The sequence below is a fragment of the Marinifilum breve genome (genome assembly GCF_003202155.1).
GTDB lineage: Bacteria > Bacteroidota > Bacteroidia > Bacteroidales > Marinifilaceae > Marinifilum > Marinifilum breve.
This window is the reverse complement of record NZ_QFLI01000005.1, coordinates 218,096-241,888: the sequence shown is the minus strand read 5'-3', so window position 1 is coordinate 241,888 and position 23,793 is coordinate 218,096. Positions and strand designations below refer to the sequence as shown.

The following is a 23,793-nucleotide window of genomic DNA, read 5'->3' as shown; positions in this document are numbered from 1 at the left end:
GATATTAAACAATTCCTTCTTTCAAAATATCATGAAGGTGAACCATGCCAATATATTTTCCGTTATCAACAACTGCTAGGCCAGTAATGTTGTTTTTTTCCATAATTTGGAATGCATTAATTGCCAAAACATCAGAGCTGGTTATTTTAGGAGTTGGAGTCATAATGTCTTTCGCTGTAAGTTGACTCACATCCTCATTTCTTTCCAACATTCTACGAAGATCACCATCAGTAATAATTCCCAACAATTCATCTTGTTCATTTACTACAGCGGTTGATCCCATTCGTTTTGACGAAATTTCAAGAATAATTGGTCTGATTTTTTCATCGATGGATACTTTTGGTGGATTTTCTTTAGAAACCAAATCGCTTACGCGTAGGTACAATTTTTTACCTAAAGCACCACCTGGATGATATTTAGCAAAATCACGATCGGTAAACTGACGACATTCTAGTAGAGCAACTGCTAGAGCATCACCCATAACCAATTGAGCTGTGGTAGAATTGGTAGGAGCTAGGTTGTTTGGACAAGCTTCTTTTTCCACTTTAGCTTTAAGTACATAGTCAGAGTTTAAGGCAAGAAATGAATCAAGTCCTGACACCATGGCAACTAAAGTATTTCCCATGTTTTTGATAAGTGGCACCAAAACTTTGATTTCTGGAGTATTTCCACTTTTTGAAATACAGATGACAGTATCATTGGGACGAATCATTCCTAAATCTCCATGAATTGCATCTGCTGCATGCATGAAAAGGGCAGGAGTTCCTGTGGAATTAAGGGTTGCAACAATCTTATTTGCAATGTTGGCACTTTTACCAATTCCTGTAATTACGACTCTTCCGTTGCTTTCTAAAATTAATTCTACGGTTTTAACAAAATCTCCATCAATGTAATTTTTTAATTGATAAATGGAATTTGCTTCCTCTTCGATTGTTTGGATTGCAATATTTTTAATATCCTCTGATGACTTCACAGTTTCTTGATTTTTGGTTTGTACAAAGCTAAATAAACTCATTTGTTTTGATTTATCCCATACAGTTAAAATCTGTTAAAAGCTAAAATCGTTTTGAATTGTACAAGTGTTTATCTAAATTTAAAATACAAAAGTATCTAATTTTTGTAATTCGGGGATTGAAGATGGAGTAAAATTCATCTCATAAAAATTTTTGGTCGCTAATAAAATATTAATTTAGCGGGCCGCATAGCAAAATAGTAAGCATATCTAATTAAAGCATGGGAAAAAACTTTGAATTATCATCTAATTTAAAGAAGTATTTTGGATTTGAGCACTTCAAGGGGAATCAAGAGCCAGTAATTCAAAATATATTAGACGGTAAAGATACCTTCGTGTTGATGCCAACAGGAGGAGGGAAATCACTTTGTTATCAATTGCCTTCATTAATGTTAGAAGGTACTGCAATCGTTATATCTCCACTAATTGCACTGATGAAAAATCAGGTGGATGCAATGAGAAACTTTGGAGAGGATGATGGAATCGCACACTTTTTAAATTCGTCATTATCAAAATCGGCAACTTTAAAAGTTAAAGAGGATGTTATAGAAGGACGCACTAAACTGTTGTATGTCGCACCGGAATCGTTGACAAAGGAGAGTAATATTGAATTTTTAAAGCAAGTTAAGATTTCCTTTTATGCAGTGGACGAAGCCCATTGTATTTCGGAATGGGGACATGATTTTCGACCAGAATACAGAAAGATCAGACCGATTGTTCAGGAAATTGGTAATGCGCCAATTATTGCATTAACTGCCACTGCTACACCGAAAGTTCAGCACGATATTCAGAAAAACCTTGGGATGTTGGATGCAACGGTTTTTAAATCTTCATTTAATAGACCAAACCTTTATTATGAGGTGTTGCCTAAAGTAAATGCGACCAAGGAGATTATTAAATTTATTAAAGGGAATACCGGTAAGTCAGGAATTATATACTGCTTAAGTAGAAAGAAAGTTGAAGAGTTAGCTGAAACCCTCCAAGTAAATGGCATTAAAGCTGTACCTTATCATGCAGGTATGGATTCCTCAACCAGATCAGGAAATCAGGATAAATTCTTGATGGAAGATGTAGATGTTGTAGTTGCTACTATTGCGTTTGGAATGGGTATCGATAAACCAGATGTACGTTTTGTAATTCACTATGATATTCCGAAAAGCTTGGAAGGTTATTATCAGGAAACAGGTAGAGCTGGTCGTGATGGTGGCGAAGGGCGCTGTTTGACATTCTATAGTTACAAGGATATACAGAAGCTTGAAAAGTTTATGCAAGGTAAACCTGTGGCTGAGCAAGAAATTGGCAAGCAGTTATTGATGGAAACAGTTTCTTATGCGGAATCTGCTGTTTGTAGAAGAACTGTTTTGTTGCATTACTTTGGAGAAAAGCATACGGCTGAAAGTTGCGGTAATTGCGACAATTGCTTACATCCGAAAAAGGAGTTTCAGGGTGAAGAATATGTGGTTAAGGCTTTGAATCTTGTTAAAGATGTAAAGGAAAGATTTAAAGTAGATCATTTGGTGAACATTTTAATAGGTTCTCAAAATTCTGCAATAAAATCATATAAGCACGATCAGCTTGCATTGTATGGAGATGGTGATGATAAGGATCAGCATTTTTGGAATATGGTGTATCGTCGTGCATTAATCAATTCGTTTATTGAAAAAGACATTGAGCAGTATGGAGTAATTAAAATTCGCCCAGAGGGACATGCATTTTTGGAGAAACCATATCCGTTCATGCTGACTGATGATCATGATTTTGAAGGTGTAGATGCTGAAGCTCCAAAAAGTGGAGGGACTGCAGCAATGGATGAAGCTTTGTTGTCGATGTTGAAAGATCTTCGTAAAAAAGTTGCTAAGCAAAAAGATGTGCCTCCTTATGTGGTTTTCCAGGATCCTTCATTGGAAGAAATGGCAATTCATTATCCTACAAATATAGAAGAGTTGGCCCATATACAAGGTGTTGGAGCTGGCAAGTCCAAGCGTTTTGGTAAAGATTTTGTCGCGCTGATTTCGAAACATGTTAAGGAGAATGACATTGAAAGACCTCAAGATATGGTGGTTCGTTCAGTAGCTGATAAATCTAAATTTAAGGTTTATATTATCCAGAGTATTGATAGAAAATTAGATTTAGAGGATATTGCTGAAGCAAAAGGAATGGAATATGAAGATTTGCTGAAAGAGATGGAAGCAATTGTTTATTCTGGAACTAAGCTGAATCTAGATTATTATGTGGATGAAGTTATTGATGAAGATAAGCAAGAAGAAATTCTGGATTATTTTTATGAGGCAGAATCTGATAATATTGATGATGCTCTTGATGAATTGGGAGAAGAAGATTACTCTGAAGAAGATATTCGCTTGATGCGAATTCTGTTTCATTCTGAAAATGGATTATAGAGATTTATATTTATATAAAAGAAAAGGCTGCAATTTGCAGCCTTTTCTTTTATTGTATAATTTCTGATCGTTTAAACTCTTTCTTCTCATCAAACAGTTTGCGATAAGTGTGATGAGTTTTGTATACTTTAGCCCCAATGTGTTTCATCAAGTGGCTCATTCTTGGGTTGAAATCACCAATCCAATTCATTTCTAAAGTTCGAAATGGGAATTTATTATCAAGGCCCGATTTTGAGAATTCGTAAATCATTGCCGCTTCAATACCCCTTTTCTGAAATTCAGGTACAACACCGAAAATTAAACCAATGGCATTTTTGTTTCTTTGAAAGTATTTGTAATAAAGAAATCTTAACTTTCCATAGAATGTAATTTTACCGTTAATGTGTTGCAGGTATTCATTCAAATCCTGAATCATGATAAAAAATCCAATTGGCTGATCTTTGTAATAAGCAAACCACATTAGTTTTTCATGAATAATTGGCTTAAGATCATCAAAAAGCGTTTGGGTTTGGTGTTCGGTTATCCCCTCAATTCCTGGAATTTCTTTAACCCAAGCTTCATTATATATATGTACAAAATCCTTAATAAAACGTTGAGTTTTTGATTTAGAAAAATGCTCAACTCTGTAATCAGGATTTTTTGCTAGTCTATCGGCTTTCCATTTAATGATATCGCTTAAGCTATCAGGCGAGAAAATAGTTTTGTAGGTAAATTGTTTAAAGTAAACCTGAAATCCATACTCTTCAAAAAACTCTTTGTAGTATGATTTGTGGTATGGCATATTATAAACAGGTCTGTGTTCACCTTCAACCTGTAAACCCCACCATTGATGCCTTTCTCCAAAATTTACTGGACCATCCATGGCTTCAATATTTCTTTCTTTTAACCATTTTTTACAATGGTCAAAAAGGGCAAAAGCAGCTTCTTTGTTCTCGATGCATTCGAAAAATCCCATTCCGCCGGTTGGTTGATCGTTTAAATCTTTCGATTTGTGATCAATAAATGCAGCAACTCGGCCTATTGTTTCATTGGAGTCATTTGTCATGATCCAACGGCAACATTCTCCGTGTTGAAACATTTTGTTCTCTTTGGGATTGAATATGTTGTTGATTTCAAAATCGAGTGGCCTAACCCAATTCTTTTCGTTTCGATACAATCGAACAGGTAATTCTAGAAATTCTTTTTTTGTAATGTCGTCATTTACCTCTATGATCGTATATGTTCCCATATTAGGCTTTAGCTTTGTTGTTGATTAATTCTTTACGGTTGGCAAAAGGTAGAGCAATTACTGATAATGCTCCTACGATAATTATCATGGCAGTTTGAGCTCCGTGAACCACCAAAGCAAAACTTCTAGACATGCTTTCGATGTTGTTAACACCCGGTAGATATACCAATAATGTTCCAATTACCATGAAATGCCAAGCTCCAATTCCTCCTTGTACAGGAGCAACCATTCCAAAAGCACTCATTACAAATACGGTTAATCCGGCAAGTGCAGGTAGGTTTGAGGTGAAGCCAAAACTAAAGAAACAAATGTAGGTCATTAGGTAGTACATCACCCAAATGAATACAGTGTGTAGAATAAACGGCCATTTGTTTTCTATTTTTTTAATGGTCCTAAAACCATCCATAAAGTTTTGAAGTGTTTGGTCTATTTTTTTGAAAAAACCAGTATGTCTAAACTTCTTTCTAAGTAACCAAATTACAAGAGTAATTGCAATTAATGTATATAGTGTATAAGCTGATGCAAATACATTCGACAGCTTCTCGCTTACTTCAGGGTTGTTGGCGAAAAAGTTAGCAATTACAGAAAACTGAGTAGATAAGGCAATTAATAGGAATACTATTAGCATGATAATATCAAGAACTCGTTCTAGAACAACAGTTCCTACCAATTGAGAGAAAGAGATTTTCTCATATTTGCTAATGATTCCGCACCTTGATATTTCACCCATTCTAGGTAAAGCCAGATTGGCAAAATATCCTACCATTACGGCAAGAAATGTATTTACAGTTCTAGGTTTCTTGCCTAATGATTCAATTAATAGGTTCCATCTTATAGTTCTGCTTATATGACTTAGTAAGCCAAAAAATAGAGAAAGAAGAATCCAGTAGTAATTTACATCGTTCTTTATAGTATGTACTAGTTCAGATGCATTTTGATCTCTGTAAGTGATCCAAAATAAAGATGCACCTATTGAAAAGAAGATTAAAAATTTAAGAGTATTTGCGAGCTTTTTCTTCAATTTTGATATTTTTAATGTTAGAATTTTACAGAAAAAACTAACAATGATTAATTTTTCGGCACGAATACCAACTTATTCGGTATTAAGTCCTAATTTTGCCGAGCATTAAATGTAAGCTACAAAAATAAGTAAATGTTTGAAATCTCCTTTGAAAAGCTGCCGTTTTTAACTTTCGTTAATTGCAGGTGCTTGTATAAAAGAGAATAAAAAGGATAGGTATGGGATACGTTAGGGCGAAGAAGAATCTAGGGCAACACTTTTTGAAAGACCTCAATATTGCAAAAAAAATTGTGGCAGGCTTAAAGGCTGATAATGTTTCTAAGGTTTTGGAGATTGGTCCGGGTATGGGCGTTTTAACTCAATACTTATTGCAGGATGATAAGTTTGAAACGCATGTTGTAGAAATTGATACCGAATCAGTAGCTTATTTAAAGGAGAATTATCCGAATTTATCCGATCGAATTATTGGTGAAGATTTTTTAAAGTACGATTTATCAAAAATTTTTAATGAATCATTTGCCGTGATTGGAAACTTCCCATACAATATATCATCGCAAATATTTTTTAAAATTCTTGAGCATCGCGATCAAGTTCCGGAAGTTGTTGGAATGATTCAAAAAGAAGTTGCCGAACGTATGAGTGCAGTGCCAGGAAATAAAACTTACGGGATATTGAGTGTTTTGATGCAAGCATTTTACGATATTGAATATTTATTTACTGTAAGTGAAAAGGTATTTGATCCACCTCCAAAGGTAAAATCTGCTGTTATCAGAATGGCTAGAAATACAACTTCGAATTTGGAGTGCGATGAAAAATTATTCTTTCGAGTCGTGAAGACGGGGTTCAACCAACGCCGTAAAACTTTACGAAACTCCTTGAAATCCATATTGGGAGAACACAAGCTTGACGATGAGCTGATGGCAAAAAGACCGGAGCAGTTGAGCATTGAGCAGTTTGTGTACTTGACCAACAAAATTCAGGAGTTGCTAAATATGCAGTTAAGAGAATAAAAATTACACCTAAAATTTATTGTTATGCAATTTGAATTGACTCGCGAATATATCGATGAAATTAAAAGAGTAATCGAAGAGAAAAATGAAGCTGAGGCAATTGGTTTAATGGAAGAATTGCATCCAGCAGATATTGCCGAAATCTACGATGAACTAAGTATTGATGAGGCAAAATTCCTATACCTATTACTTGACGGTGATACTGCCGCGGATGTGTTGGCAGAATTAGAAGAAGACGATAGAGATCGCTTTGTGAAGGCACTGCCTGCAGAGGTTGTTGCCAAAAAGTTTATCGACAAAATGGACTCCGATGATGCTGCCGATGTGATTGGTGGTTTGTCAGACGAAAAACAAGAGGAGATTCTGTCTCATATCGAGGATATTGAACAAGCCGGTGATATTGTAGATCTTCTGCATTACGATGAAGATACTGCAGGTGGTTTGATGGCAAAAGAGCTGGTAATTGTAAATGAAAACTGGACAGTTCTTACTTGTTTGCGAGAATTAAGTCGTCAAGCCGAAGATATTGATGAAATCTACTATGTATATGTTGTTGATGATGATGGAATTTTAAAGGGTACATTGTCCTTAAAAAAGATGATTCTGAGTCCAACTTCGGCAAAAATTATCAATATCTACACACCAGATGTAATGTCGGTGCACACCGATGAAGAAGATGAGGAAGTAGCACATATCATGGAAAAATATGATTTGGTTGCCATTCCTGTAGTTGATAGCATTGGACGTTTAATGGGACGTATTACCATTGATGATGTTGTGGATGTAATCCGTGATGAAGCAGAGAAAGATTACCAAATGGCATCGGGTTTGGCTGAAGATGTTGAAGCTAGTGACTCTATTTGGATACAGACAAGAGCACGTCTTCCATGGCTTGTTATCGGTTTGATTGGTGGTATTTTTGCAGCTATGGTTATTCATAAGTACGAGGATGCCATTGGTCAGATTCCAGCTATGGCAATTTTTATTCCATTAATCACCGCGATGGCAGGTAATGTGGGAGTACAGTCATCTGCAATTATTGTGCAAGGTATTGCAAACAATTCACTTGGATTCGAAAGTGTATTTAGCCGAATTATGAGAGAATTGGGTGGAGCTGTAATTAATGGTTTGACCTGTTCGGCATTGTTATTTGTTTGTAATTATTTTTATTCAGGAGAGTTTACTCTGACAATTGCAGTTTCTGTTGCATTGTTCTCCGTAATTATATTTGCAGCAATTGCAGGTACTTTAATTCCTTTGATGTTGAATAAAGCGAAAATTGACCCAGCTTTGGCAACAGGACCATTTATTACCACGCTAAATGATATTGTAGGTATTTTCATATATTTTGGGATTAGTGTGTACTTCTTTAATTTATTGTAGCTTTTAGAAACGAGACAGGTTTTCATTAACGGTTTTTGATTGTGTTATTGTAAACTGTCTTATTTATTATGATGGAATAAAAAAGACAAATAAAAACTCTTTTCTTAAAGTGGATTTTTTTAGGTTTTTCTTAACTTTGCATGAGGTTTTAAGGGGTCTTGTAAGTTGTTATAGATGAATGATTTGTAAAACCACTCAGCCAAGATAGTTTTTCGCAAGGAAAATTAATTTATACCATTTTATAAAATACCTCCAAAAAAAAGAATTATGAAGAGAGCTCTTATCAGTGTTTTTGATAAAACAAATGTTGTTGAGTTTGCTAAGGAACTAACCGAAATGGGTTGGGAAATTATTTCAACAGGTGGAACATCTGCAAAGTTTAAAGCAGAAGGAATTCCTGTAATGGATGTGTCTGATTTGACGAAATTTCCTGAGTGTTTCGATGGTCGTTTAAAAACCATTCATCCACATGTGGAAGGTGGTATTCTTGCAATTCGCGACAATGAAATTCACCAAAAACAAATGGTTGAGTTGGGGATCGATCCAATCGATATTGTAGTTTGTAACCTTTATCCGTTCAAGCAAACAGTTTTAAATCCTGATTCAACTCATGAAGATATTGTTGAAAATATCGACATAGGTGGACCAACCATGTTAAGAGCTGCAGCTAAAAATTATAATTTCGTTTCTGTAATTACCGATCCGGAAGATTATTCAAAAGTAATTGAAGAATTAAAAGAATCTGGAGAAACAAGTAAGGAGACAAAAGAATATTTAGCAGCTAAGGTTTTTGAACACACAGCACATTACGATGCTTTGATTTCTGGTTATTTCAATAAAAAATTGAATGTGAAATCACCAAAAACTTTAACTCTAACATACGAAAAGAAACAAGATCTTCGTTACGGAGAAAATCCGCATCAAAATGCAGCCTTCTATACTCAAATTCAGGAAACAGAAGGGACATTAACTGCGGCAAATAAAATTCACGGTAAGGAATTATCGTATAACAACATTGGTGACACCGATGGAGCTTTGGAAACACTAAAAGAGTTTGAAGAGCCAACCATTGTTGCAGCCAAGCATGCTAATCCTTGTGGTATTGGTAGTGCAGAAACTATTGCTGAAGCATTCCAGAAAGCTTACGATGCCGATCCGGTTTCTATTTTTGGTGGAATTGTTGCAGCAAACCGCGAAATTGACAAAGCTACTGCTGAAATCATGAGCGGAATTTTCTTGGAAGTAATTGTTGCTCCTTCATTTAGCAAGGAAGCTTTAGAAGTACTAACCAAGAAGAAAAATTTGAGACTTTTGGAATTGCCTGAAATCCTAAAATCGGATTATACTGCTATGAAAGGCAGAACTGTATTGGGTGGATTGTTAATTCAGGATCAGGATCAGAAATTGATTGGAGAAGAATTAAAAGTAGTTACCAAAAGACAACCATCAGAAAAAGAGATGGAAGATTTGATGTTTGCATGGAAGACAGTGAAGCATGCAAAATCGAATGGTATCGCCTTAGCAAAAGACAAAACTACTACTGGAGTTGGACCAGGACAGGTTAGTCGTATTTGGGCATTGGAAAATGCAATTCGCCAGGGAGCAGAAAGAATTCAAGGAAGCGTTATGGCTTCAGATGCTTTTTTTCCATTCTCGGATTGTGTTGAAGCAGCTCATAAAGCAGGAGTTGCTGCAATTATTCAGCCAGGTGGATCGATAAGGGATGAAGATTCAATTAAAGCAGCTGACGAATTCGGTATTGCTATGGTGTTTACAGGAATGAGACATTTTAAACACTAAGATAATTGCGATTTTGGATACAGAATTTATTTCTGTATCCAAAAGCAACTAAAATAAGATAACAGAGATATAGCTACCATATGGGATTATTTTCATTTTTAACTCAGGAGATTGCTATTGATTTGGGGACCGCTAACACTATTATTATTTGTAATGATAAAATTGTTGTTGACGAACCTTCGATTGTAGCTCTCGATCGCCGCACCGAAAAAATGGTTGCGATTGGTGAGAAAGCTCGCCAGATGCAAGGTAAAACACACGAAGATCTGAAAACCATTCGACCGTTAAGGGATGGTGTTATTGCCGACTTTAATGCGGCAGAGCAGATGATTCGAGGGATGATCAAAATGATTAACAAAAAACCTCGATTGTTTCCTCCTTCGTTAAGAATTGTAGTTTGTATTCCATCGGGTAGTACCGAGGTGGAGATGCGTGCGGTACGTGATTCATCGGAACACGCCGGAGGTAGAGATGTTTATATGATTTATGAGCCAATGGCGGCTGCTATAGGTATTGGAATTGATGTTGAAGCTCCGGAAGGAAACATGGTAGTGGATATAGGAGGTGGTACAACCGAAATTGCAGTTATTTCTCTAGGAGGTATCGTTACCAACAAATCAATTCGTATCGCAGGTGATGATTTGACTGTAGATATTCAAGAATACATGCGTCATCAGCACAATATTAAAATTGGTGAAAGAACTGCAGAAGAAATTAAGATTCATGTAGGTTCTGCTTTGTCGGAGCTCGAAGATCCACCAGCTGATTTCCGTGTTCAGGGACCAAACCAAATGACAGCATTGCCAATTGAAGTGCCAGTTTCATATCAAGAGATTGCTCACTGTTTAGAGAAATCAATCTCAAAAATTGAAATTGCAATTTTAAGTGCTTTGGAGCAAACACCACCAGAACTGTATGCTGATATTGTAAACAGAGGTATCTACTTAGCAGGAGGTGGAGCTTTATTACGTGGTCTTGATAAGAGATTAACTGATAAGATTAACATTCCATTCCATATTGCAGAAGATCCATTAAGAGCTGTTGCTCGTGGTACTGGAATTGCCCTTAAAAATGTAGATAAATTTTCGTTCCTGAGAAGATAATCGGGAACGAAATCATATTTTATACTCAGGAATTGATTTTCGAATGAAGAATCTGTTGCACTTTATCGTACGATTTCATTTTACGATTTTATTTATTGTATTCGAAATATTTTGTATACTGTTGTTAGTCAATTATAACAACTATCAAAAATCAGAATTCCTGAATTCAAGTAATGCCATTAGCGGAGGAATCTATCAAAAAGTATCCTCCGTTACTGACTACCTTTCTTTAGCTAAAACCAATGAGGAGTTGAATCGTGAAAATGTAAGGTTACGAAACCTTTTACATTCATCTTATAAATTAACAACAGATTCTTCTTTTGTTTTTTTAGATACAATTTACAAACAGCAGTACATTTATCGCACAGCAAAAATTATCAATAACTCTGTTAATAAGCAGTTGAATTATATTACCCTTAATAAAGGTAGAATTCATGGAATTGAGCGTGAAATGGCAGTTGTTACCGATAATGGAGTAGTTGGTGTTGTAAAAAGTGTATCTGACAATTTTGCTTCAGTTATTTCTGTTTTAAATGATCGATTAAGGATTTCGGCCAAACTAAAAGGTAATAATTATCATGGATCTCTAATTTGGGATGGTGTAGATTATCGTAAGGCTATGCTTAAAGATATTCCATTTCATGTAAAAATTGCCAAAGGCGATACGATTGTAACAAGTGGATACTCAGCAATTTTCCCTGAAGGACTTAAATTAGGAGTGGTTGATAAAGTTATGACTTCTTCTGGTAGTAATTTTCAGAATATAAAAATTTTACTTTCAAATGATTTTAAGAGTTTATCATACGTGAAAGTTGTTGGTGATTTAATGAAAGAGGAGCGGTTAAAATTAGAGGAGGAAGCAACAGAATGAACATCATCTTAAAAAACATAATCCGATTTGTTGTTCTTGTATTCATTCAAGTTGCAATTTTAAACAACATACAGGTGAGTGGCTTTGTGAACCCATACATGTATATACTATTTATCCTGTTATTACCATTCGAAATACCCAATTGGTTATTGTTGATACTTTCATTTTTTCTTGGATTTAGTATTGATATTTTCAGCGGAACAATTGGAATGCATGCTTCTGCCTGTGTTTTTATGGCTTATGTTCGACCTTACGTATTGAATTATTTATCGCTTCGTGATGGCTATGAAGTTGGAACCTATCCTGGTATTGCATATTTGGGATTTGCGTGGTTTTTTAAATATGCATTGACTTTAATAATAGCTCATCACAGTTTTTTATTTGTTGCTGAGGCATTTTCATTTGCAAATTTTAGTGAAACCATTATGCGAATAATTTTTAGTACATTTTTCACGTTAACCTTAATAATTACCTCGCAATTTTTGATGTTTAAAAAATAGATCAATCTTATAGCAAATGAATAATTTCTCGAATAGAATATATGTAATAGGAGGAATCTTTGTTTTGGTTGTTCTGATTTTTATGATCAAACTTTTTAATCTGCAAATTGTAGATGATTCCTATAAGTTATCAGCAGAAAATAATTCTCAACGACAGGTAACTCAATATCCTGCTCGAGGATTAATTTATGATCGAAACGGAGAGCTTCTTGTTTATAATCAAGCAGTTTATGATGTAATGGTAATTCCCAAACAAGTGAAAGTTTTCGATACGCTTGATTTTTGTACTCTGCTTGGGATAGAAAAATTAGATGCCATTAAAAAGCTTGAACAGGCTAAAAATTACTCTTACCGAAGAGCATCTATTTTTTTGAAACAGCTCTCTTCAGAGAAGTATGCCGTTTTACAAGAGAAACTTTACAAATTCCCAGGGTTCTTTGTTCAACCACGTACATTGCGTAAGTATCCAAGACAGAGTGCGGCACATGCATTGGGATATCTTAATGAAGTAAATAATAAGGAAATAAAAGCAGATCATTACTACAGTCAAGGAGACTATATCGGTAAAAGTGGAATAGAATTGACTTATGAGAAGGATTTGCGTGGTGAGAAGGGTAAAAAGATCTATTGGGTTGATGTTTATAACAGAATAAAAGGCTCTTATCGAGATGGGAAATTTGATAAGCAACCCATTTCAGGTAAGGATTTGGTATCTACTTTGGATATTGATTTGCAGGAGTATGGTGAACTCTTAATGCAGAACAAAAAGGGAGGAATCGTTGCATTAGAACCAGCAACAGGAGAAATTCTAGCTAAAGTATCTAGTCCGGGTTACGATCCGGAGATGTTGGTTGGTAGAGTTATGAGTAAAAACTACAGAGCATTGGTTCAAAACGATAGCTTAAAGCCATTGTTTGATAGAACATTAATGGCTCAATATCCACCAGGATCAATTTTTAAAATGATTAATGCCTTGATTGGATTGCAAGAAAAGGTAATAAATCCTTTTACTCGATTTGAATGTCATAATGGCTATCATGTAGGATCATTTACTATGGGATGTCACTCTCATGCTTCTCCTTTAGATTTGCGACAATCTATCATGCATTCTTGTAATGCATATTATGCACATACCTTTCGTTATATTGTAGAATCTCCAAAGTTTGGTTCGGTAAATAATGGTTATGATGTTTGGCGAAATCATGTTATGTCCTTTGGTTTAGGACAACGTTTGGGAACTGATCTACCTCATGAATTAAAAGGAGGTATACCAACTTTAAACTATTATCAAAAAAAGTATAGGAGAAAAAATTTACGAGCTCTTAATATGATTTCTATTTCGATTGGACAAGGTGAGTTGTTGATTACTCCTTTGCAGATGGCTAACATGTGTGCTGCCATAGCCAATCGAGGTCATTATTATACTCCTCATATTGTAAAATCAATTGGTAAAGAAAAAGGTGTTGATGAAAAATTCACTGCTAAACATGAAACTAGTATTGATCCTTCCAATTTTCCTTCGATAATTGACGGTATGGAGATGGTTGTGACTGGAGGAAAAGGTAGTACAGGAGGTTTGGCTGCAATTCCTGGTATTCGTGTTTGTGGTAAAACTGGAACTGTTCAAACAGGTCGTGTTGACGAAGAAGATCATTCAGTATTTATTGCATTTGCACCACGTGAAAATCCCAAAATTGCAATTCTTGTATATGTTGAGAATGGAGTTTGGGGGTCGAGATATGGAGCGCCAATTGCCGGGTTAATGATTGAAAAATACATTAGAGGAGAAATCTCGAATAGTAAAAAATGGATAGAGAAACGCATGTTGGAAGCGGACTTAATTCATCAAGTAGATAAAAATAAGAAAATTTCACAATCGAATAATCACTAAAAATAGATATGACCAGAAGAGTAAGCTTAATTAAGAATTTAGATTGGTGGACAATTTTACTGTATGCTTTGCTGGTTTTTTTGGGGTGGATAAATATATACGCTGCCGTATATAATGAAGAACACCAAAGTATTTTTGATATAAGTCAAAGATATGGAAAGCAATTAATGTGGATTGGAGCTGCTGCTGTATTGGCAATTGTTATTCTAATTGTTGAAAGTAAGTTTTATTCTGCTTTTGCATATCCCACCTATCTATTTATGCTGATTCTTCTCATTGCGGTATTAGTGCTAGGACGAGATATCAAGGGAGCAAAATCATGGTTTGAATTGGGTCCAATTCGTTTTCAACCAGCAGAGTTTGCCAAGTTTGCCACTTGTCTTGCCATTTCCAGGTACGTCACGCAGTATAATTTCAAAATTCATAAGATAAAGTCGCTTTTTATTTCTGCTGTGATTTTATTCACGCCAATGGCATTAATTGTATTGCAAGGTGACGCAGGATCAGCATTGGTATATTCTGTTTTCTTGTTGGTTTTGTATAGAGAAGGATTATCAGGTATTGTATTATTTTTAGCATTTATAGCAGCCTTATTGTTTGTGTTTACTTTATTATGGCCCAAGTTTACGGTGCTTTTAATAATTGTTTGCTCGAGTCTTATTGTTGCAAAAACTTATGGCTTAAAATGGCCTGCTTTTGCAAAGGCAATATTATCATTAGGTGCATGTTTAGCTTTGGTATGGCTCGTTGCTAAAGGGTTAAAAATAGAAATTTCCAATTACTTGATTTTAATTATTTCTTTGGGGATAAATGCTGTTCCTTTCTTGGTGCATGCCTATAAAAAGAAGTTGCAAAATGTTGCATGGACAATCCTAATCGTTTTCGGTAGTATCTTTTATACTTTTTCGGTTGGATATATCTTTGATAATGTATTAGAGATACATCAGCGAACAAGAATTAACGAGCTTCTAGGTATTGAAACAAATCCTTACGGATCGGGTTATAATGTAGCTCAATCTAAAATTGCAATTGGATCTGGAGGTTTTGCAGGTAAAGGTTTTTTAAATGGTACTCAAACCAAGTTTAAGTTTGTTCCTGAGCAAAGTACCGATTTTATTTTCTGCACGGTTGGCGAAGAATGGGGTTTTGTAGGCTCAAGCTTTGTTTTGATTTTATTGCTTACACTGATTTTAAGATTATTATTTTTGGCAGAACGTCAGCGATCATCATTTAGTCGTGTTTACGGATATGGTGTAGCCTGTATATTATTTTTCCACCTGACCATTAATGTTGGAATGACAATAGGTCTAGCACCTGTTATTGGTATTCCTTTGCCATTTTTTAGTTATGGAGGTTCATCACTTTGGTCTTTTACCATTCTGCTGTTTATTTTCCTTCGTTTGGATGCCAACCGTTTGGAGTTGCTACGCTAATATTGTGTTCATCTCGTACATATTTTAATATGTCTTTCATAAATAATTTGAATTCATTTTCAAAATCGGTGTAGTTTTCTTCCAATGTTTTTATTGCAAAGCTTGAATTATCAGGTAAACTAGTTCTTTTGGCCATGATATCAAGAGCTGTTTGCAAACCATCCATATTTGCATAGCTTTCTAATCGTCTACTCTGAATTAAAAATGGCAGAAACATTTTAACTTTTTGAGGTAGTGTTAAGTAGTTTTTTACCAGAGTTTCGTGTGAATTTGTCACAAAATCCTTAATAGGTAATGTGTGATAGTTTTGCCAGTATTTAGCCAGAAAATGATCAAAAATTAAGTCAACAACTACTCCAGAATACCTGCCATAGCCCTCCTTTAATTTTTTCGAGCTATCAAGTACCAAAGGATGTTTGTCTGTGAAATGGTCAATATTTCGGTGTAAAATGATTCCCTTTTGGATACCAGGATGATACTTTTCGTACTTCTTTCCCTTGACGTAGTCCCCAATAAAGTTGCCAACTTTTACCTTTTCTGAATCACCAGATAAATACAAATGCGCTAAAAAATTCATGAAACAAAAATACAAAAAAGCAATTTAGATGAGTGGGTAGTCTTCGTTATGATTGTTCGAATAAATGGTTAACCAAAGAAGTTACGTTTAATTTTTACTAATGTCAAGTTTTTATATCGTGTTAAGCAACAGGCAGTAAATTAGTGATTAAAATTCGATAAAATTAGCATAATTCCATTAAAGTGATAATTTTATACACTCATAAACTTAATGTGAAATTAAATAAAAAGAAGGAGAGATTATGGCTAAAAAAAATGTCATTATTGTTGGTGCTGCGGGTCGTGACTTTCACAACTTCAACACCTATTTCAGAGACAATTCAGAGTACAATGTTGTTGCTTTTACAGCAGCTCAAATTCCAGACATTGATGGAAGAAAATACCCTGCAGAGTTGGCGGGTTCTTTGTATCCAGATGGAATTCCTATTTATGCAGAAGAAGATCTGCCTAAATTAATAAAAGAACATTGTATTGATGACTGTGTTTTTTCTTATTCGGATGTATCGTATAAGACAGTCATGAACATAAGTGCAATTGTTAATGCAGCAGGATCGAACTTTAAGTTATTAGGTCCTGGAGATACAATGATTAAAAGTCAGAAGCCGGTTATTGCGGTTGTTGCAACTCGTACAGGTTGTGGCAAATCTCAAACATCACGTAAAGTTATTGAAGAATTAATGGCAAAAGGGTTAAAAGTTATTGCCATTCGTCACCCAATGCCTTATGGCGATTTAGTAGCTCAAAAAGTACAGCGTTTTGCAACAATCGAAGACTTGAAAAAACACAAGTGTACTGTTGAGGAAATGGAAGAATATGAGCCACATGTTACTAGAGGTAATGTAATATATGCGGGTGTGGATTATGAAGCAATTGTTCGCTCTGCCGAAGAAGATCCTGATGGATGTGATGTAATTCTTTGGGATGGTGGAAACAATGATTTCGCTTTTTACAAGCCTGATATGACAATTACAGTTGCCGATCCACATCGTCCGGGAGCAGAATTAAGCTATTATCCGGGAGAAGTTAATTTAAGAATGGCAGATATTGTTGTAATAAATAAGATGGATTCGGCTGCACCTGAAGGTATTCAGGAAGTTCGAGAAAGTATTGCTTATGCAAATCCAAAAGCACAGGTTGTTGACGGTGCATCACCTATTAGTGTTGATGATCCTGAAATGATTCGTGGTAAGCGTGTCTTAATTGTAGAAGATGGACCAACTTTAACTCATGGTGAGATGAAGATTGGAGCAGGTACAATCGCAGCTCGTAAGTTTGGTGCAGCGGAAGAAATTGATGCTCGCCCATATCTGGTAGGTAAACTAAAAGAGACTTACGAAATTTATCCAGAGATTGGAAATATCTTACCAGCAATGGGATATTCTGATCAGCAATTGAAAGATCTTGAAGCTACCATTAATGCCAGCGATTGTGATACAGTCATTATTGGTACACCTATAGATTTAAATAGAATCATTAATATCAAGAAGCCAAATACTCGTGTTTACTATGATTTGGAAGAAATTGGTTACCCAAAAATGTCGCATATTATCAACCAGTTTGTGAAAGATCATAATTTAATTCAAGAAACTGTTGAGTAATTATATAATTGATTAAAGGTGATGAAGGAGGAACAGGTGCTATCTGTTCCTCTTCTTTTATTTGTGATTATAATGATTCTCTAGTATCGGTAAAAAATATGCTTTAAAATAGTTTTGTTAATGATAACCTTTTAAAGGAATTAGGAGTATAAAAGCTATTGCTGCCCTATATTATAAGCAATAACGAACTATTACTAAAAACTACTATTTGAAATCTTACTTATGAACGACTCTATTCTTCTTGGACTCGTGCAAAATGCAGCTATATTATTAAGCTTTAGTATTTTTTGCGAGTATATGTGGGTGAATAAGGCCAAATTAAAACCCCTATATCGACAAGTGTTTTTTGGAGGTATTATTGGAGCAATTGGTATCATTCTAATGATGACATCGTGGAAGGCATCTTCTGGAATTGTATTTGATACCAGATCTATTATTCTATCAATATCAGGATTATTTTTTGGTGTGATACCAACCATCATAGCTATGCTCATTACCAGTATTTACAGGATTTTTATGGGAGGAGATGGCATAACAATGGGAATAGCTGTTATCATTAGTTCGGGAACCATAGGTATTATTTGGAGAGGACTATTGACGAGAGTTGGCAATCATCTTAAATGGGTAGAATTATTGCTAATGGGTTTGGTTGTGCACATTGCAATGCTGTTTTGCACTTTATTACTTCCTTCTGAAAAAATTTATTCAACGCTTTCATATCTTGTTTTGCCACTTCTAACAATTTATCCAGTTGTAAATATGTTGTTGGGCTTGTTTATGCAGCGTCAAATGCAAAATGTAAAGAATAAAACCATTCTATCTTCAACCGAAGAAAAATATTCAAGATTATACGGAAGCATGTCTGATGCTTATGTTGTAATGGATATAGAGTACAATATACTCGAATGTAACAAAGCTTTACAAGATGTATTGGGTTATTCAGAAAAAGAATTGTTGGCAACGAATTTTAAAAGTATTACTCCTAAAAAGTGGATTCAAATCGATGATGGAATTCTAAAGAATGAAGTTTTAATAAATGGTAGTTCTGAAGTATATGAGAAGGAGTGTATAAGGAAAGATGGATCTACTGTTTCGGTTGAGTTAAGAGTTCATTTGATGAAGGATGAACAGGAAGAAATTGTGGGTTATTGGGCAATTTTAAGAGATATCAGTACGCGAAAAAACGCCTTGCAACAAATAGATAATGAAAGAGCCAGATTGGAAACAATTTTGGAAACGGTCCCAGAAATGATTTGGTTAAAAGATAAGGAAGGAAAGTATTTGGCATGCAATAATAATTTTGCGGAGTTCCTCGGGATTAAGCAGGAAGAATTAATTGGGAAGTCTGATTTTGTGATTTATAATAAAGATGAGATTGCCGATTTTTATTTTAAGAAAGATCTGGAAGTAATAAAGTCTGCAGAAACAATTCGATTTGTAAATTGGGCCAAATCGGTTAAGACAGACAAAGAGATTCTTACAGAGACAATAAAAACCCCGATGTACGATTCTAAAGGAAATATCACGGGAGTATTGGGGGTTTCAAGGGATATATCTGAAATTAAAAAGACCGAAGAAGAACTTAGAAAAGCCAAAGAACAAGCGGAAGAATCGGATAAGTTGAAATCGATATTTCTGGCCAATATGAGTCATGAAATTCGAACGCCTATGAATGCCATTATGGGATTTTCGGAACTTTTAATTGATTCTGAAATTGAAGAAGTAGAGCGTATGCAATATGTTAACATCATTCAACAATCAGGTAATCGATTGGTACAGATCATTGATGATATTGTGGACCTATCCAAATTAGAGATGAATCAAATTACGGTTAAGAATTCGGATTTTTATTTGTTCTCATTGATGAAGGAAAGTTTGGAGATTCATAAGAATCGAGACCTTATTAAAAGCAAGCCTAACTTGGAATTAGCAATCAAATCAAATCATGAACTCGAAGGTTTAGAATTGCATTCGGATAGTACAAGAATTCAGCAAGTTTTGGACAATCTGATTGAAAATTCTATTAAGTTTTCTGATTCAGGAAGAATCGAACTTGGTTGTAATTTAATAGAATCAGATGATCAAGCATTTGTTGAAGTATATGTAAAGGATGATGGTATTGGCATTCCCGAGGATAGACATGAAGTGATATTTGAAAGATTTAGACAAGGAGATGAGGAGCACTTTATTGATGGAACAGGTTTAGGTCTTAGTATATGTAAAGGCTTGGTAGAATTAATTGGAGGAACAATACGATTTGAATCGGAAGTAGGGATAGGAAGTACATTTTATTTCACAATTCCGGTTGATAAATCGAAACTTCCAACTAGAAATAATGATTTAGATACTTCAAAAGAGAGGATAGGATCAAAAAAAGTACTTGTGGCTGAGAATGATTACAACTCGTTTTTATATGTGAAGAAATTATTTGATGATCAGGATGTAGAGGTGTTATTTGCTGAAAATAGTACCGAAATGCTTGATAAATTGAAACAGTTATCTCCCGATTTATTGATTATGGATTTAGATATTCCAGGCAGGGATAGTATGAAATGTTTGGATGAAATTAAAAAATCAGAAATAGCAACAAAGATTATTGCTCAAAGTACCTATATCTTTAAAGAGCAAGAGGAAAAATGCATGAGTGCTGGTTGCGATGGATACCTTACAAAACCTTTTAGCAAGGAAGAATTGTTTGCGCAAGTAAGAAAGGTGTTGGTTTGATATAAGGAGCCATTTTATGGGCAATACAAAAAATATCTCCCAAGGCTATATGCAAGAATATAACTCCTGGCTCTTAAAACATTTTTAATGTTCCAAATTTACATTCAAGCTAAAATCTGTACGGTTTTTTCTTTGCGTCTTTTGGAAAGGATATAAAACAAAAGTAATATCACCAATTTGTGTGATATTATTTTTGTTTTGTGGTTTTGGCGTCCCACTTAGGAATATAATTACAGATTTAAGATCCATACCGATCTCCCCAAACTATAATAAGCTAAAAATTGATTTGTTTGGTTTTCCCCAAGCTGGGGAAAGTCCATTTTAAATAAAAGTATGCTTACCCAAATTATCATTTGTTTCAAATAAAATATTTGAAATTTACGGGAAGCATTAATTAGTACAAATAAAATATTTGATAATAAAGGCATAATCCGGAATAGCCAAATAAAATATTTGGAAGTAATGATGGTATAAAATCCTCGAATCTCAATTTATTTTAAACCAAGAAGTGTCACAATTCGATTTTACCTAGCGATTTTGCCTATTTCTTTTTATAAATAATATCTGCCATGGTAATGGTTAAAATTCCCAAGATGGTTAAGCAACCTCCCAAAAGCTGATTTACATTAGGAAATATTCCCATTAAAAGAAAGGCTCCAGCAACAATAAAAATACTTCTTGATGTTCCAATTAAAGTTGTAATGGATGCATCTACATATTTTAAAGATGCAAAAGTTAGAAGTATTCCTAAAAAAGGACCTAAAAATGAGCCTGTGGTGATATAGAAAACAGACTGAAGGCTATAAGTTGGTAATTCTTGGTTTGCTATCAGGTAGATTGTGAATCCGACAAAAAGGAATAGGTTTCTACAAACCGTAATCATTGTAGTTGGAATGTTTTTAATTTCTGATCTTGCCAGAACCAGACTTACACCGTAGAATAGAGCAAACACCAATGCACTAATACTGGCCGGAGTTAACAAAGTTTGCCATTCAAATTCCGAGTTGTTGGTATTCATCAAATAAACACCAAATAATGTAATGATGACTCCGAGAATGGAGATAAAACCATACCTAATTTGATAGAATACAAAACCAATAAGAATTACAAAAATAGGACTGGTATTGGCAAGGAAGGATACAATAGCTGGATTATCGGTAAGATTTATCGACAGGAAAAATGCCGTTATCGAGATAAATTCAGATAGACCAATGAAGAGAAGAATTCTCTTCGATTTTTTCGTTAAACTGCTTAGGTTCTGTCGTTGTGTGAAAAATCGGTTGTAAATTAAATTGTATATCAAAGCTAAGCCAAACCAAAGTATTCCAAAAGAAGCCAAATCAACATCTTTCATGGCCATTTTGCTAAACAAATAAACATTTGAAAAGCTAATGGTTGCAGCTAATGCAAGAGCTATGCCTTTGATTTTAAATTTATAATTCATGGTACTTTGAGTAATGGCAACAAATGTATCTAAAATTTGATGATTTATATAAGTAGCTTGTGCTTTGCCGATAATTATTGATATATTCGTTCGTATGGAACTAAATTTGATATTAGCAGCATTGGCAACTTACGTACTAAATTTGCCATTTGGCTATGTTCGTCAGGGATTTAAAAAGTTTTCGGTAATGTGGTTTATTGCCATTCATGCTCCAATTCCTTTTGTTGTTTTGTTTCGTCACTTGTTTGGATTAGGGTTTGAGTTGTATACCTATCCAATAATGGTGAGTGCATTTTTTCTGGGGCAGTTTACTGGTAAAAAGGCCAGAATTCATTTTGACAGCAAAAGAGTAAAAGAGGATGTGAAACTTTACGATACAAAAAAAGACCGGAATTAAGCCGGTCTTTTTAATATCATAAAGGTAGATTTTATAATCTTTCTTTTATTTTTGCAGATTCTTCTTCAAAACCTGGTTTCTCAAGCAAAGCAAACATATTGCTTTTGTAGGCTTCAACCCCTGGTTGATCGAATGGATTAACATCCAGGATGTATCCGCTAACACCACAAGCAATTTCGAAGAAGTAAAGTAGCTCACCCAAATAGAATTCATTCAGTTGAGGCATTTCAATTTTAAGATTTGGAACACCACCATCAACATGTGCCAATTGAGTTCCCAACTCTGCCATTTTATTTACTTCATCCACACGTTTTCCAGCAAGATAATTTAACTTGTCCAAGTTGTCTTTATCCTCAGGAATCAATACTGTGTGATTTGGTTTAGCAACAGAAATTACAGTTTCGAAAATGTTTCTCTGTCCTTCCTGAATATATTGTCCCATTGAGTGAAGATCGCTAGTGAAATCTACGCTTGCAGGGAAAATACCTTTGTTTTCTTTTCCTTCACTTTCACCGTAAAGTTGTTTCCACCATTCAGCTACATTGTGAAGTTTAGGATTGTAATTGGCAAGAATTTCGATGCCTTTTCCTTTTTGGTACAAAGCATTTCTGGTAGCAGCATAAAGCAATGCTGGATTTTCTTCAAATGAAGCAGCAACAGAATAGTCTTGCATCGATTTAGCACCGTTTACCAAAGCTTTGATATCGTGACCAGCTACCGCAATTGGCAATAAACCAACAGGAGTTAATACTGAATAACGTCCACCAACATTGTCAGGAATTACAAATGTTTTATATCCTTCCTGATCAGCAAGAGTTCTTAAAGCACCTTTCGATTCATCAGTAATTGCAACGATTCTCTCACGAGCTTCTTCTTTACCTACTTGCTCTTCCAACATTTCTTTCAACAAACGGAAAGCGATAGCAGGCTCAGTTGTAGTTCCTGATTTTGAAATTACACAAATACCAAATTCAATACTTTTTAAGATATCAGTTAATTCGTATAGGTAATCTTCGCTAATATTCTGACCAGCGTAAAGTACCAAAGGATTTTCGTCGCCAGAATTTAGGTGATCAAAACTGTGAGCAAGTGCATCGTTAACAGCTTTTGCACCAAGGTATGAACCACCAATACCCACAACTACCAACACTTCAACTTTATCTTTTAATGATTTTGCAGTAGCTTCGATGTCATTTAATTCTGCTTCAGTAATTCTTGAAGGCAAATCAACCCAACCTACAAAATCATTTCCTTTTCCGGTTCCTTCGTGAAGGGAAATAAGGTGTTTCTTACTGCTTTCTTCAAACTTAAAAATCTCTTCTTTGCTAACAAAGTCAAGAGATTTGTCAATACTCAATTTAATGTGTTCCATTGTGTAGAAATTAAGCCTTACATTTTACCTC

18 protein-coding genes are annotated in these 23,793 nt (G+C 34.9%); 12 read left to right on the top strand and 6 right to left on the bottom strand.

The features are described from left to right. Nucleotides 1-4 precede the first annotated feature (4 nt). The gene (locus tag DF185_RS12960) at nucleotides 5-1,015 is read right to left on the bottom strand and encodes a KpsF/GutQ family sugar-phosphate isomerase (protein ID WP_207784646.1); all 1,011 of its coding nucleotides are present in this window, start codon (nucleotides 1,013-1,015) and stop codon (nucleotides 5-7) included. Nucleotides 1,016-1,233: 218 nt separating this feature from the next. Here DF185_RS12960 and recQ point away from each other — a divergent pair, with 218 nt between their 5' ends. Further along, nucleotides 1,234-3,411, top strand: coding sequence for a DNA helicase RecQ (recQ, locus tag DF185_RS12955; protein ID WP_110361172.1), 2,178 nt, complete (start codon nucleotides 1,234-1,236; stop codon nucleotides 3,409-3,411). A gap of 49 nt (nucleotides 3,412-3,460) precedes the next feature. On the opposite strand, the gene DF185_RS12950 is transcribed toward recQ, so the two are convergent. Next, nucleotides 3,461-4,639: a hypothetical protein gene (locus tag DF185_RS12950; protein ID WP_110361171.1), complete on the bottom strand. Its 1,179-nt coding sequence runs from the start codon at nucleotides 4,637-4,639 to the stop codon at nucleotides 3,461-3,463. 1 nt (nucleotide 4,640) lies between these two features. Further along, nucleotides 4,641-5,660 (bottom strand): lysylphosphatidylglycerol synthase transmembrane domain-containing protein, encoded by a 1,020-nt coding sequence (locus DF185_RS12945; protein ID WP_110361170.1) that lies wholly within the window; start codon nucleotides 5,658-5,660, stop codon nucleotides 4,641-4,643. A 218-nt stretch (nucleotides 5,661-5,878) separates the two neighbouring features. Between DF185_RS12945 and rsmA the strand changes: the two genes are divergently transcribed. From rsmA to rodA, 8 genes are all read left to right on the top strand, one after another. Beyond that, the gene (gene rsmA, locus DF185_RS12940) at nucleotides 5,879-6,670 is read left to right on the top strand and encodes a 16S rRNA (adenine(1518)-N(6)/adenine(1519)-N(6))-dimethyltransferase RsmA (protein WP_110361169.1); all 792 of its coding nucleotides are present in this window, start codon (nucleotides 5,879-5,881) and stop codon (nucleotides 6,668-6,670) included. A 24-nt stretch (nucleotides 6,671-6,694) separates the two neighbouring features. Next, on the top strand, nucleotides 6,695-8,053 hold the full coding sequence (gene mgtE, locus DF185_RS12935; RefSeq protein ID WP_207784645.1) for a magnesium transporter: 1,359 nt from the start codon (nucleotides 6,695-6,697) through the stop codon (nucleotides 8,051-8,053). 267 nt (nucleotides 8,054-8,320) lie between these two features. Continuing rightward, the gene (gene purH / locus DF185_RS12930) at nucleotides 8,321-9,853 is read left to right on the top strand and encodes a bifunctional phosphoribosylaminoimidazolecarboxamide formyltransferase/IMP cyclohydrolase (protein ID WP_110361168.1); all 1,533 of its coding nucleotides are present in this window, start codon (nucleotides 8,321-8,323) and stop codon (nucleotides 9,851-9,853) included. Nucleotides 9,854-9,933: 80 nt separating this feature from the next. Further along, complete coding sequence (locus DF185_RS12925; protein ID WP_110361167.1) at nucleotides 9,934-10,956, top strand: rod shape-determining protein; 1,023 nt, start codon at nucleotides 9,934-9,936, stop codon at nucleotides 10,954-10,956. Between the two features lie 43 nt (nucleotides 10,957-10,999). Then, nucleotides 11,000-11,827, top strand: coding sequence for a rod shape-determining protein MreC (gene mreC / locus DF185_RS12920; RefSeq protein WP_110361166.1), 828 nt, complete (start codon nucleotides 11,000-11,002; stop codon nucleotides 11,825-11,827). Continuing rightward, nucleotides 11,824-12,327 (top strand): rod shape-determining protein MreD, encoded by a 504-nt coding sequence (gene mreD / locus DF185_RS12915; protein ID WP_110361165.1) that lies wholly within the window; start codon nucleotides 11,824-11,826, stop codon nucleotides 12,325-12,327. Before mreC ends, mreD begins: the two co-directional genes overlap by 4 nt. Nucleotides 12,328-12,343: 16 nt before the next feature. Continuing rightward, nucleotides 12,344-14,218, top strand: coding sequence for a penicillin-binding protein 2 (mrdA, locus tag DF185_RS12910; protein WP_110361164.1), 1,875 nt, complete (start codon nucleotides 12,344-12,346; stop codon nucleotides 14,216-14,218). A gap of 8 nt (nucleotides 14,219-14,226) precedes the next feature. Then, on the top strand, nucleotides 14,227-15,651 hold the full coding sequence (gene rodA / locus DF185_RS12905; protein ID WP_110361163.1) for a rod shape-determining protein RodA: 1,425 nt from the start codon (nucleotides 14,227-14,229) through the stop codon (nucleotides 15,649-15,651). Here rodA and DF185_RS12900 read toward each other — a convergent pair. Beyond that, on the bottom strand, nucleotides 15,605-16,228 hold the full coding sequence (locus DF185_RS12900) for an acyl carrier protein phosphodiesterase (protein ID WP_110361162.1): 624 nt from the start codon (nucleotides 16,226-16,228) through the stop codon (nucleotides 15,605-15,607). The two genes, rodA and DF185_RS12900, sit on opposite strands and share 47 nt — an antisense overlap. Before the next feature lie 241 nt (nucleotides 16,229-16,469). On the opposite strand from DF185_RS12900, the gene DF185_RS12895 reads away from it, so the two are divergent. Further along, nucleotides 16,470-17,825, top strand: a complete 1,356-nt coding sequence (locus DF185_RS12895; RefSeq protein WP_110361161.1) for a cyclic 2,3-diphosphoglycerate synthase — start codon at nucleotides 16,470-16,472, stop codon at nucleotides 17,823-17,825. A gap of 222 nt (nucleotides 17,826-18,047) precedes the next feature. Beyond that, nucleotides 18,048-20,549 carry a PAS domain S-box protein gene (locus DF185_RS12890; RefSeq protein ID WP_110361160.1) on the top strand — a complete coding sequence of 834 codons (2,502 nt, stop codon included), beginning with the start codon at nucleotides 18,048-18,050 and terminating at the stop codon, nucleotides 20,547-20,549. Between the two features lie 541 nt (nucleotides 20,550-21,090). On the opposite strand, the gene DF185_RS12880 is transcribed toward DF185_RS12890, so the two are convergent. Next, nucleotides 21,091-21,993, bottom strand: a complete 903-nt coding sequence (locus tag DF185_RS12880; protein WP_110361158.1) for a DMT family transporter — start codon at nucleotides 21,991-21,993, stop codon at nucleotides 21,091-21,093. Nucleotides 21,994-22,087: 94 nt separating this feature from the next. Here DF185_RS12880 and DF185_RS12875 point away from each other — a divergent pair, with 94 nt between their 5' ends. Beyond that, on the top strand, nucleotides 22,088-22,390 hold the full coding sequence (locus DF185_RS12875; protein ID WP_207784644.1) for a hypothetical protein: 303 nt from the start codon (nucleotides 22,088-22,090) through the stop codon (nucleotides 22,388-22,390). 31 nt (nucleotides 22,391-22,421) lie between these two features. Here DF185_RS12875 and DF185_RS12870 read toward each other — a convergent pair whose 3' ends face one another. Further along, entirely contained in the window at nucleotides 22,422-23,762 is a 1,341-nt protein-coding gene (locus DF185_RS12870) for a glucose-6-phosphate isomerase (RefSeq protein ID WP_110361157.1), read from the bottom strand. Nucleotides 23,763-23,793: the final 31 nt, after the last annotated feature.

Coding starts and splice junctions, on each gene's coding strand:
- DF185_RS12960 (WP_207784646.1), bottom strand. CDS start 1,015: ATGAGTTTATTTAGCTTTGTACAAACCAAAAATCAAGAAACTGTGAAG.
- recQ (WP_110361172.1), top strand. CDS start 1,234: ATGGGAAAAAACTTTGAATTATCATCTAATTTAAAGAAGTATTTTGGA.
- DF185_RS12950 (WP_110361171.1), bottom strand. CDS start 4,639: ATGGGAACATATACGATCATAGAGGTAAATGACGACATTACAAAAAAA.
- rsmA (WP_110361169.1), top strand. CDS start 5,879: ATGGGATACGTTAGGGCGAAGAAGAATCTAGGGCAACACTTTTTGAAA.
- mgtE (WP_207784645.1), top strand. CDS start 6,695: ATGCAATTTGAATTGACTCGCGAATATATCGATGAAATTAAAAGAGTA.
- purH (WP_110361168.1), top strand. CDS start 8,321: ATGAAGAGAGCTCTTATCAGTGTTTTTGATAAAACAAATGTTGTTGAG.
- DF185_RS12925 (WP_110361167.1), top strand. CDS start 9,934: ATGGGATTATTTTCATTTTTAACTCAGGAGATTGCTATTGATTTGGGG.
- mreC (WP_110361166.1), top strand. CDS start 11,000: ATGAAGAATCTGTTGCACTTTATCGTACGATTTCATTTTACGATTTTA.
- mreD (WP_110361165.1), top strand. CDS start 11,824: ATGAACATCATCTTAAAAAACATAATCCGATTTGTTGTTCTTGTATTC.
- mrdA (WP_110361164.1), top strand. CDS start 12,344: ATGAATAATTTCTCGAATAGAATATATGTAATAGGAGGAATCTTTGTT.
- rodA (WP_110361163.1), top strand. CDS start 14,227: ATGACCAGAAGAGTAAGCTTAATTAAGAATTTAGATTGGTGGACAATT.
- DF185_RS12900 (WP_110361162.1), bottom strand. CDS start 16,228: ATGAATTTTTTAGCGCATTTGTATTTATCTGGTGATTCAGAAAAGGTA.
- DF185_RS12895 (WP_110361161.1), top strand. CDS start 16,470: ATGGCTAAAAAAAATGTCATTATTGTTGGTGCTGCGGGTCGTGACTTT.
- DF185_RS12890 (WP_110361160.1), top strand. CDS start 18,048: ATGAACGACTCTATTCTTCTTGGACTCGTGCAAAATGCAGCTATATTA.
- DF185_RS12880 (WP_110361158.1), bottom strand. CDS start 21,993: ATGAATTATAAATTTAAAATCAAAGGCATAGCTCTTGCATTAGCTGCA.
- DF185_RS12875 (WP_207784644.1), top strand. CDS start 22,088: ATGGAACTAAATTTGATATTAGCAGCATTGGCAACTTACGTACTAAAT.
- DF185_RS12870 (WP_110361157.1), bottom strand. CDS start 23,762: ATGGAACACATTAAATTGAGTATTGACAAATCTCTTGACTTTGTTAGC.